This is a genomic window from Staphylococcus sp. EG-SA-2 (assembly GCF_017152085.1).
This window is the reverse complement of sequence record NZ_JACYHC010000994.1, coordinates 1-11,318: the sequence shown is the minus strand read 5'-3', so window position 1 is coordinate 11,318 and position 11,318 is coordinate 1. Positions and strand designations below refer to the sequence as shown.

General features: G+C 32.3%; 11 protein-coding genes. 10 read left to right on the top strand and 1 reads right to left on the bottom strand.

The features are described 5' to 3' along the window. Positions 1-1,136 (bottom strand): glycerate kinase (locus IDG60_RS17095; protein WP_206160973.1); only part of this gene is annotated, 1,136 nt, incomplete at its 3' end. Between the two features lie 267 nt (positions 1,137-1,403). On the opposite strand from IDG60_RS17095, the gene gtxA reads away from it, so the two are divergent. The 10 genes from gtxA to IDG60_RS17045 all read left to right on the top strand — a co-directional run. After that, the gene (gene gtxA / locus IDG60_RS17090) at positions 1,404-1,790 is read left to right on the top strand and encodes a flippase GtxA (protein ID WP_000779360.1); all 387 of its coding nucleotides are present in this window, start codon (positions 1,404-1,406) and stop codon (positions 1,788-1,790) included. A gap of 133 nt (positions 1,791-1,923) precedes the next feature. Continuing rightward, positions 1,924-2,031 carry a type I toxin-antitoxin system Fst family toxin gene (locus IDG60_RS17085; RefSeq protein ID WP_000482652.1) on the top strand — a complete coding sequence of 36 codons (108 nt, stop codon included), beginning with the start codon at positions 1,924-1,926 and terminating at the stop codon, positions 2,029-2,031. Between the two features lie 702 nt (positions 2,032-2,733). Beyond that, complete coding sequence (locus IDG60_RS17080) at positions 2,734-4,497, top strand: ABC transporter ATP-binding protein (protein WP_001064825.1); 1,764 nt, start codon at positions 2,734-2,736, stop codon at positions 4,495-4,497. A 24-nt stretch (positions 4,498-4,521) separates the two neighbouring features. Continuing rightward, positions 4,522-6,255 carry an ABC transporter ATP-binding protein gene (locus tag IDG60_RS17075; protein WP_000486487.1) on the top strand — a complete coding sequence of 578 codons (1,734 nt, stop codon included), beginning with the start codon at positions 4,522-4,524 and terminating at the stop codon, positions 6,253-6,255. A 230-nt stretch (positions 6,256-6,485) separates the two neighbouring features. Then, positions 6,486-6,653: a hypothetical protein gene (locus IDG60_RS17070; protein WP_206160972.1), complete on the top strand. Its 168-nt coding sequence runs from the start codon at positions 6,486-6,488 to the stop codon at positions 6,651-6,653. A 54-nt stretch (positions 6,654-6,707) separates the two neighbouring features. After that, complete coding sequence (gene bioD, locus IDG60_RS17065) at positions 6,708-7,394, top strand: dethiobiotin synthase (protein WP_001217926.1); 687 nt, start codon at positions 6,708-6,710, stop codon at positions 7,392-7,394. Further along, positions 7,372-8,730, top strand: a complete 1,359-nt coding sequence (gene bioA / locus IDG60_RS17060) for an adenosylmethionine--8-amino-7-oxononanoate transaminase (RefSeq protein ID WP_001110061.1) — start codon at positions 7,372-7,374, stop codon at positions 8,728-8,730. Before bioD ends, bioA begins: the two co-directional genes overlap by 23 nt. Position 8,731: 1 nt before the next feature. Then, positions 8,732-9,739 (top strand): biotin synthase BioB, encoded by a 1,008-nt coding sequence (bioB, locus tag IDG60_RS17055; protein ID WP_001046645.1) that lies wholly within the window; start codon positions 8,732-8,734, stop codon positions 9,737-9,739. After that, a complete protein-coding gene (locus IDG60_RS17050; RefSeq protein ID WP_000971550.1) occupies positions 9,717-10,832 on the top strand; it encodes an aminotransferase class I/II-fold pyridoxal phosphate-dependent enzyme in 1,116 nt (371 codons plus the stop codon). The genes bioB and IDG60_RS17050 overlap by 23 nt, the downstream gene beginning before the upstream one ends. Positions 10,833-10,842: 10 nt before the next feature. After that, positions 10,843-11,318 (top strand): 6-carboxyhexanoate--CoA ligase (locus IDG60_RS17045; RefSeq protein ID WP_206160971.1); only part of this gene is annotated, 476 nt, incomplete at its 3' end.

Below are 11,318 nucleotides of genomic sequence, written 5' to 3'. Positions count from 1 at the left end.
AATTTCAGAATACGAGCAATGTCAGTTGCAGTGTTTAATAAATTTTGTTCGCTATTTTGTAGGACATCTTCTAAAGTGCTAGGTGAAGAGATTATAGAATAGGCACTATCAATACCGAAATCGTAAACATGTTGATAATTTTCGCCTAGACTGCCACAAATCGCGATGACAGGAATATGATATTGTTTTGCAGCTAACGCAACGCCTACGGGTGTTTTACCAAAGATGGTCTGATAATCCATGCGTCCTTCTCCAGTAATAACGAGGTCTGCATCTTTAATTCTTTGATGAAAATCTGTAATGTCAAAGACGACATCAATACCTTTTGTTAAAGTTGTCTCACAAAACGCTAATAATGCTGCGCCCATACCGCCAGCTGCACCAGAACCTGGTATTTGATTAACGGACTTTCCTGTGCACATTTTTATCTTATCATGATAATGCGACATTGCGAAATCCAACTTTGGTATCATCTTTGCATCAGCGCCTTTTTGAGGACCATAAATATAGGTAGCACCATTTTCACCCAATAAAGGATTTGAAACATCACAGGCCACTTTAAAGGTCACCTCTTTTAATCGCGAATCTAGATTGGTTATATCGATTTGTGCAATGTGAGCAAGATTAGCACCATTCATTTGTAATAAGTCCCCGTTTACATCAGTAAACTTTACGCCTAGTGCACTTAGCATACCTGTACCACCATCATTTGTTGCACTGCCACCAATCCCTAAAATAATGGTCTTAGCACCATGATTTAATGCATCTTTAATTAGTTCACCGGTACCATATGATGATGTGTATAAAGGATTACGTTCCTCTTTTTCTAATAAATCCAAACCTGACGCTGCCGCCATTTCAATAATTACAATTTGTTGTTCGTCTGCGCGTGCATAACATGCTTCAATAGGTCGCATTAAAGGGTCATTAACGATGACTGTATACTTAGTGGCACCTGTTGCATGCATTAAAGCATCTGTGGTACCTTCACCACCATCAGCCATCGGAATGATATCATAATGAAGGGTATTCCCATAAACATTAGTAAATGCCTGTTTTATAATATTGCCAACTTGCTGTGCGGTCATACTTTCCTTAAATGAGTCAGGAGCGATGACAATTTTTTGTAATTGCATAGTAGACATCCTCTCATTACTGTTGTCGCTCTTATTGTATATAAAATTACTAGTGAACTAAAGTAATCTCTATAGTGCTAATGAGTCACGCGATAAATCAGTTACATTATAATGGCGTATAAGGATGAGAGGAAAGAGACTAAATTTGCTGTGAAAGGGTATAAAGGTTGAAATAAGTAAATTTGAAGTGAAGCGGATTGGCTCGCATATTCGAGTATGTTGGAGAACGTAGCTATGCATATATTTTGATGTTGAGGAGTTACACATATGAAACTAACACAAACGCATGCTGAAATTTTAAAATTTATCATTGTTGGCGGCATTAATACGTTAAATTATTATGTTGTCTATTTATTGCTGTTAAAATTATTACACATTGAATATATGATTAGTCATATTACCGGATTTCTAGTCGCTTTTGTGATTTCGTATTATTTGAATTGTTATTTTGTTTACAGGGTAAAACCTACTTGGAGAAAATTCATTAGTTTTCCAATTACGCAGATTGTCAACGTAAGCTTACAAACAGTTTTATTATATGTTTTTGTATCCTGGCTAAATTTGCCAGCGGAAATTGCGCCATTTGCAGGTTTAGTGATTACGATACCCATCACATTTGTATTATCTAAATGGATTTTAAAAGATAGTAATTAAAGTAGCGTAAACCACTAAAAAACGCTTTACTCGAACTTTAATATTGCGTGAAATATAATAAATAAATGATATAATATAATGGTCGCCTAACATCTCGGGCGTTACTTTAACGCAGAGAGGAGGTGTATGATGGATGTTCAATTTATTAATTAACATCATGACTTCAGCTTTAAGCGGCTGTCTTGTTGCGTTTTTTGCACATTGGTTACGAACGCGCAACAATAAAAAAGGTGACAAATAACCAACACCTAAATAAATCCCCTCACTATGGCAGTAGTGAGGGGATTTGGTGTATTTAGATGTTCAATTTATTATGTAATTAATTATAGCATTGATAAACAAGGTGTGCAATGTATTTTGCAATATTACAATAAATGAATTTAATTATATTAGAATTAAGTATTTCGAAAAATGATTTAATAGTTGAGTCATAGGATCATTAGATAAAGCGAATAATCAATTATAGGGACATTGGGATACAAATCAATGTACTAGACTCTACAAGGCTATACTCAGGGACCCAACATAGAGAATTTGGATCCACAGTTTCTACAGACAATGCAAGTTGGCGGGGCCCCAACACAGTAGCTGGCGGAAAGTCAGCTTACAATAATGTGCAAGTTGGCGGAGCCCCAACATAGAGTTTTACTCATGTATTCCTATTTTTAAGTACATATTAGCTGTGGCTAAGGATAAAGAATCATTACATAATAAATCATTAGTGGCTCTTTATCATTTCTGCCCCATAACCTTGTGAATTTTTAAAAGAAATGTGTCACAAATCCACGCGACATTGATAATCGTTATCAACTAATATATGATGTACTTGTAATAAGTATTAATTTTTAACAAATAACAAATTTATATTATGTATATCATCCAGTGAAATAAATAATATAAGCGGCTTAATTTAGATTATTAATTGAAAGGAGTTGCATATACGATGAACAATCAGACAAATTGGATAAAGATACTCAGCGGATTTGCTTCTGATAGTAAATGGAAAATTATGTTATCAATTTTGTTGTCTATCATCAGTGTCTTTTCTGGATTAGTTCCATATTGGGCAGTCTTTAAAATTATTTTAATGATGATTAACAATGCATATACGATTAATTCGATTATGGTTTATATCTTTATTGCTTTAATCACTTATATTTCACAAGTGTGTTGTTTTGGAGCGTCAACGATGCTATCACATATTACGGCATATGAAATTTTATCTGAAATTCGTAAAAAATTAGCTCAAAAATTAATGCGCCTCCCTTTAGGCGTAGTGGAATCTAAGAAAATAGGTGAATTAAAAAATATATTTGTCGATAAGGTTGAAACAATAGAATTACCTTTAGCACATATGATTCCTGAAGTTATAGGAAACTTACTTTTGTCAGCTGCTATCTTTTTATACATAATGCTCATTGATTGGCGTATGGCTAGTGCCTTATTAGTAACGATACCAATTTCAATTTTCGCTTTTAAAAAAGTTATGTCTGGATTTAATGAGACATATGCTGAACAAATGAAATCGAATAATTATATGAATAGCGCGATTGTAGAGTTTATCGAAGGCATTGAAGTGATTAAAACATTTAATCAATCTCAAAGTTCATATAAAAAATATAAAGATGCAGTAGATAATTATAAGATTCACACTTTGAATTGGTTTAAAAATACATGGGGGTATATGAATTTAGGAGCTAGTGTATTACCTTCAACATTTTTAGGGATTTTACCGGTCGGCATGTATTTGATATCTATCAACCAATTAAACTATGCGGAATTTTTCCTATGCATCGTATTATCTTTAGGTGTAGTAGCACCGATTAAGAATTTTACTAATTATGTAAATCATTTAAAGTCTATACAATACGCATTAACTGAAGTGAATCAAATATTAAGTCTAGAAGAGTTAGTATTGTCAACAAAATTTAAGAAGCCTCAACATTATGAAATTGCTTTTAATAATGTTGGATTTTCATATAACAAAGATAAGGACGATCTGGTCTTTAAGCATTTATCATTTACAGTACCAGAAAATAATTTCACAGCTATCGTCGGGGCTTCTGGTAGCGGTAAGTCAACCATTGCCAAGCTTATATCACGATACTGGGATGTGACTTCAGGTGAAATTACGATTGGCGGTATAAATATAAAAGATATTGAATCGAAACAACTTAACGATTTAGTTGGTTTTGTTGGACAAGATAACTTTTTATTAAATCTTACTTTTAAAGAAAATATTAAACTTGGCAATCCAGAAGCTACGGATGAGGCAGTTGAAAAAGCTGCCAAGTTAGCACAATGTCATGAATTTATTGAAAAGTTGCCAGATGGATATGATACGAATGTTGGTACAGTGGGAGATAAATTGTCTGGTGGTGAAAAACAACGAGTCACTATTGCAAGAATGATATTAAAAGATGCGCCTATCATTGTATTAGATGAAGCGACTGCTTACGTTGATCCAGACAACGAACAAAAAATTCAAGAAGCATTAAATGTGTTGACGCAGGATAAAACATTGATTGTTATTGCACATCGGTTATCTACGATTCAACATGCAGATCAAATTATTGTTTTAGGTAAACAACAAATTTTAGAAAAAGGGTCACATCACTTATTGCTAAAATTAAACGGTAATTATAAGAAAATGTGGGATACGCACATGCATACAAAAGATTGGGGAATCAATACTGGACATAATTAAACTAATGAGAAAAGGAGGTCAAATATGTTTCAAATTACATTTAAAATTTTAAACTGGATAAGACCATATAAAGCAAGAATGATTTTAGGATTTAGCATGTCATTTTTAAATGCTATTTTTATTGCGTTACCTATCTTTTTAGCTGCAAAAATATTTAATAATGTGCTATCTCATAAACCTATTTATATGAAAGATATATTGAATGTTGTAATTATCATGGTTTTATTAGTGATTGGACGATTTATTACAGCATATTTCAAAAGCAAAAGCCATGAGAGCATCGCTTATGAAATGAGTGCGAAAGAACGTTTAGATATAGGGGATAAATTGAAAAATGTAAGGTTAGGTTATTTTAATTCGCATCATTCAAATGAGTTAACAACAATAGTAACAACAGATTTAACATTTCTAGAAAACTTTGCCATGAAAATGGTAGATATTGTTGTTAATGGATACATATTAATTACAGTACTCATATTGTCTCTACTTGTAGTTTCGTGGCAAGTATCATTATTAGCATGCATTGGCGTATTACTATCATTTTTTGCGATTCAATTATTAGAAAGAAAGAGTCGACAAAATGCGCCAGCGTATCATAATGTACAAAACCAATTAGTGGAAAAGGTATTGGAGGTTATTCGTGGTATTCAAGTAATAAAATCATTCGCGAAAGAAAATACGAGTCTTAAAAGTTTTAACCAAGCAGTCAATGAAAGTAAACGTATAAATACAAAAATAGAAATGCAATATATCCCATTCAATTTATTGCATTTACTTAGTTTAAAAGTTGTTTCAATAATGATTGTATTAGTTGCATGCTTATTATATATGAATCATAGTATTGATTTACCTACCCTTATTATGATTTCAATTTTTTCATTTGTGATATTTGATAGTGTTGAAAATATTAATAGTGCTGCACACGTACTTGAAATGATAGATATGACGATAGATGATATTGAAAAGATAAAAAATGCTCCAGAACTGGATGAGAATGGAAAAAATTTGACGATTAAAAATGAAAATATCGCTTTTCAAAACGTGAACTTTTCATATGATGATAAACAAGTGATAAAGAATGTGAATTTTGAGATACCTACACAAACATCAACAGCAATAATTGGACCTTCAGGAAGTGGGAAATCTACATTATGTCACTTACTCTTGCGCTTTTATGATATCGATGATGGAAATATTCGCATCGATGGTGTTGATATTAAAGATATGACATTAAGTACGTTAATGTCGAAAATTAGTGCAGTATTTCAAAAGGTGTATTTATTTAATGATACGATTGAAAATAACATATTGTTTGGCAATCCAGGTGCAACGAAAGAAGAAATTATTCGTGCAGCGAAGCAAGCATGTTGCCACGACTTCATCATGTCATTACCTGAGGGATATCAAACAATGCTAAATGAAAAAGGTAGTAATTTATCTGGCGGAGAAAAGCAAAGGATTTCTATTGCTAGGGCGATATTAAAAGATGCACCAATAATTATTTTAGATGAAGCAACTGCAAGTATTGACCCTGAAAATGAACAGCTGATTCAAACGGCAATTAATGAATTAAGTAAAGGCAAAACAGTAATTACAATTGCACATAAACTTGAAACTATTAAAAATGCAGATCAGATTATAGTGCTCAATGAAGGTGAAATAATTCAAAAAGGTAGTCATGATGAATTAATTCGAAAACCAGGAATGTATCAAGACTTTATAAGAATAAAAAGTAAATCAGCAGGCTGGAAATTATAAATAATAGTTTAATATGGAATCAGAATTTGGAAATAAAAAGGGTGATAGATAATCAACAGCAAAATAAATCCCCTCACTAGGGCAATAGTGAGGGGATTTGGTGTATTTAGATGTTCAATTTATTATGTAACTAATTATAGCATTGATGAACAAGGCGCTCAACGTAATATTACAATTAATGGATTGTTTCACAAGATGGTAAAGCTAGGATGTCTTTTTGTTAAGAAATAATGCAATTATTAATTTTAACTGACATATTTTATCGAATCGCTGTTTATATCTGCCCGAATTCCTTAAGAAGTCTTAGTCATTTCAATAGCAAGGTCAAAATTTTGCCAAAAATTATAGTTATACTGAGAAGTTTAAATTCATGTTTTCTTGAAAAACATGCGCCTTAAATGTAAACTTATTAATTATAAAAGTTTACATTCGGATTGAGGTGCTTATTTTTTATGAGGATTTTTATTACAAGTACGAATACTGATGTAGGCAAAACCTATGTTACAAAGCATTTATACCATGCTTTGAAAACACGTGGTCATCGTGTTTGTGTTTTTAAACCATTTCAAACTGAGGAACGCCAAGACGGGACATTTCCAGATTTAGAAGTATTTAAAAATGAATGTGATTTAAGCTATGACATAACGTCACTTTATACTTTTAAGCAACCTGTATCACCACACCTTGCATTTAAAATGACAGATCAAATTTTTCTAAATAAGCAGCGTGTATTAGATAAGGTAAAAGTTTTAGATAAGGAATTTGATTTTATCTTAATTGAGGGTGCTGGGGGAATTGCCGTACCAATATATGAAGGTACAGATGATTTCTACATGACTAAAGATCTAATCAATGATTGTGCAGATTGTGTCATCAGTGTGTTGCCATCAAAATTAGGTGCTATTAGCGATGCCGTTGTTCACCAAGATTATGTTAATAAGAATGTATCGGCGAGTAATTTTTTAATAATGAATCGCTATACAGACAGCTATATTGAAAAAGACAATCAAATTACGATTGGAAAATTAACAAATAAAACAGTCTATACATTTGAAGAACATGCCACGTATGAAAATTTCTCAGAAGCATTTTTAAAACAATTAATAGGAGTTAAAAATGAATTACACACAACAACTTAAACAAAAAGACTCAGAATATGTTTGGCATCCATTTACACAAATGGGTGTATATAGCAAAGAAGAAGCAATCATCATTGAAAAAGGAAAGGGTAGTTACCTTTACGATACGAATGGCAATAAATATTTAGATGGTTATGCATCGTTGTGGGTCAATGTGCATGGTCATAATAACAAATACTTGAATAAGGTAATTAAAAAGCAACTCAATAAAATTGCCCATTCTACGCTGCTAGGATCATCAAATATTCCGTCAATAGAACTTGCGGAAAAATTAATCGAAATCACGCCAAGTAATCTAAGAAAAGTATTTTATTCTGATACAGGCAGTGCGTCTGTTGAAATCGCAATAAAGATGGCATATCAGTATTGGAAAAATATTGATAGAGAAAAATATGCCAAGAAAAACAAGTTTATAACGCTAAATCACGGTTATCATGGGGATACGATTGGTGCGGTAAGTGTTGGTGGTATCAAGACCTTTCATAAAATATTTAAAGACTTAATATTTGAGAATATTCAAGTAGAAAGCCCATCTTTCTATCGCAGTAATTACGATACTGAAAATGAAATTATGACAGCTATTTTAACGAATATAGAGCAAATTCTAATTGAAAGAAATGATGAAATCGCAGGGTTTATATTGGAACCGTTGATTCAAGGTGCGACAGGCTTGTTTGTTCATCCTAAAGGCTTTTTGAAAGAAGTCGAGAAATTGTGCAAAAAATACGATGTCTTATTAATTTGTGATGAGGTAGCAGTTGGTTTTGGGAGAACTGGAAAGATGTTTGCATGCAATCATGAAGATGTTCAACCGGATATTATGTGTTTAGGTAAGGCGATTACTGGTGGCTACTTACCACTTGCAGCTACATTGACATCTCAAAAAATATACAATACATTTTTAAGTGATTCGCATGGTGTTAATACCTTTTTCCATGGTCATACATACACCGGAAATCAAATCGTTTGTACGGTTGCATTAGAAAATATAAGACTTTATGAAAAACGTAAGTTATTGTCACATATTGAAACGACATCATCAACACTTGAGAAACAGTTACATGCGCTGAAGCGTCATCGAAATGTTGGTGATGTAAGAGGACGAGGCTTAATGTTTGGAGTTGAATTAGTTACAGATAAAGATAGTAAAACGCCGTTAGAAATTGAAAAAGTTGAACGTATTGTACGTAAATGTAAAGAAAACGGGCTAATGATTAGAAATTTAGAAAATGTCATTACGTTTGTGCCAGTGTTAAGTATGTCAAATAAAGAAGTGAAAACGATGGTACGTATTTTTAAAAAGGCAGTACATAACATTTTAGATAGGAAGTGTTAATATGAATTTGGCTAAACGCATATTACAAGGGGAACAATTAACAAAAGAGACTGTATTGAAAATTTATGAGGATACTAATATTGATACCTTAGATTTATTAAATGAGGCGTACATTTTAAGAAAACATTATTTTGGTAAAAAAGTAAAATTAAACATGATTTTAAATGCTAAAAGTGGTATATGTCCTGAGAATTGTGGGTACTGTGGACAATCACGAGATATTAAACAAAAACAGCGATATGCTTTAATTCCAGAGGAACAAATTATCGATGGAGCAAAGGTGGCACATGATAATCATATTGGAACATATTGTATTGTTATGAGTGGTAGAGGACCGAGCGATAAAGAAGTTGATCATATTAGTAATACTGTAAGAACGATTAAATCTCAACACCCGCAACTAAAAATCTGTGCATGTTTAGGATTAACGAATGACGAACAAGCTAAGAAACTTAAGTCAGCTGGTGTAGACAGATATAACCACAATATTAATACAAGTGAAAATTACCATGATAACGTCGTGACAACGCATAGTTATAAAGATAGAACAGATACGATAGAACTAATGAAAGCGAATAATATATCACCATGTTCTGGCGTGATTTGTGGTATGGGAGAATCTAATCAAGATATTGTTGATATGGCATTTGCTTTAAAAGAAATGGATGCCGACAGTATTCCGATTAATTTTTTGCATCCAATCAAAGGCACAAAGTTTGGAAGCATGGATGATTTAACACCAATGAAATGTTTAAGAATCGTAGCATTATTCCGATTAATCAATCCTACGAAAGAAATTCGTATTGCTGGAGGAAGAGAGGTCAACTTACGTTCGTTACAGCCATTAGCATTAAAAGCGGCGAATTCAATATTTGTCGGTGATTATCTAATTACTGGTGGGCAACCGAACCAATTAGACTACGATATGATTAATGATTTGGGCTTTGAAATTGATTATGACACTTGTGAAAATAAGGAAAACAAGAATGATGTTTCAAGAGCAAATTGATTTATTACAACAGAAAGGGTTATATCGGTCGCTTAAATCGGTAGGGTATATAGATAGACAGTATATTGAAGTAGAAAATAAGAGATGTACGAACTATACATCTAATGATTATTTAGGATTAGGTCAAATAGCGTTTGATAAGGATGATTTCGAAAGATTTATGCGGAAGTATAGTTATCACTTATCAAGTTCAAGATTAATTAGTGGAAGTTCGACAGCTTATGAAGAAATTGAAACAATGTTAGCAGGTTGGCTCGGATATAGTGCATGTACTATCTTAAATAGTGGTTATGATGCTAATTTGGCGTTGTTTAATATTTTCAAAAATACAAATTGTGTCGTGTTTTCAGATCAAGAAAATCATGCGAGTATTATTGACGGTATTAAGTTAAGTGGTTTAGAAAAAGTGATATATAAGCATTTAGATATTGCTGATTTAGAAAAAAGGTTAGAGAAATACCCTAATCAAAATATACCAAAAATAATCATATCTGATAGTGTATTTTCAACGAATGGCGACGTTGTGGATATTGGTCAATTAGTCTCATTAAAGCATAAATATAACGCAACACTGATACTCGATGTTTCACATAGTTTTGGAATAGAGAATTACTCGAATTATCAAGGTGTAGATATACTCACTTCTAGTTTATCTAAAGCATGTGGTGCATACGGGGGTGTGATTTTAAGTTCAAATGATGTGAAGGATATGTTAATTAATCACGGTAGACCACTCATCTACTCAAGTAGTTTGCCAATTTATAATTTGTATTTTATAAAAAGAAACATTGAAAAGTTAATAAATGCTGATGATAGACGCACTAAATTAAATAGTTTGAGTAAATATTTTAACCAAAAGTTAAAAGCACTCAATGTTAATTATAATAGTTCAAACTCGCCGATTAAGTTTATTGAGTTTGATGACATAGAAGCGGCTGAGAACATTCATCAAACATTATTAAAGCATCATGTGTTTACAAGTTATTTAAGGTATCCAACTGTGACTAAGCCAATGTTAAGAATATCATTGTCGTATTTTCATACTGAACAAGATATAGATAGGTTGTTTGAAATTTTGCATCAAGAAGATTGAGGTGATCGTCATGTATAGTATAAAAATGCGTTCTAGCAATCAAGATGTTCATATTAGTGGTGCTGAAACGATTTGTGAGTTTGACAAAATAGAACAGACGGTACAAAGGTTTTATAATAAAGGTTTTTTTCATGAAAATGGGCAACCGGATTTTCTCAATATAAAAATACAAAAAATTATGGAACCGATTCAACAAATAAAAGCATTACAAATTATTGAGGATGATAAAGCAAATCTCCAACATTTAACACAAGAATGTGGTGTCACTGAACAAGCGCTAAATCAAGGGATGACATATATTAAAAATGAAACGGTTTATACAGGAGCTATTATTCTATCTGCTATATCTGGTAAACGTTTAGATTCATTTGGACAAAGGGGGATTAGGGCAACACATTTTTCGTTTGAAGATATAAATAATAAAGGTGATCTTAATGAAAGAGTGACTGATGCCTTAGCAATTGCTAGTTGTATCAATGCGCATCC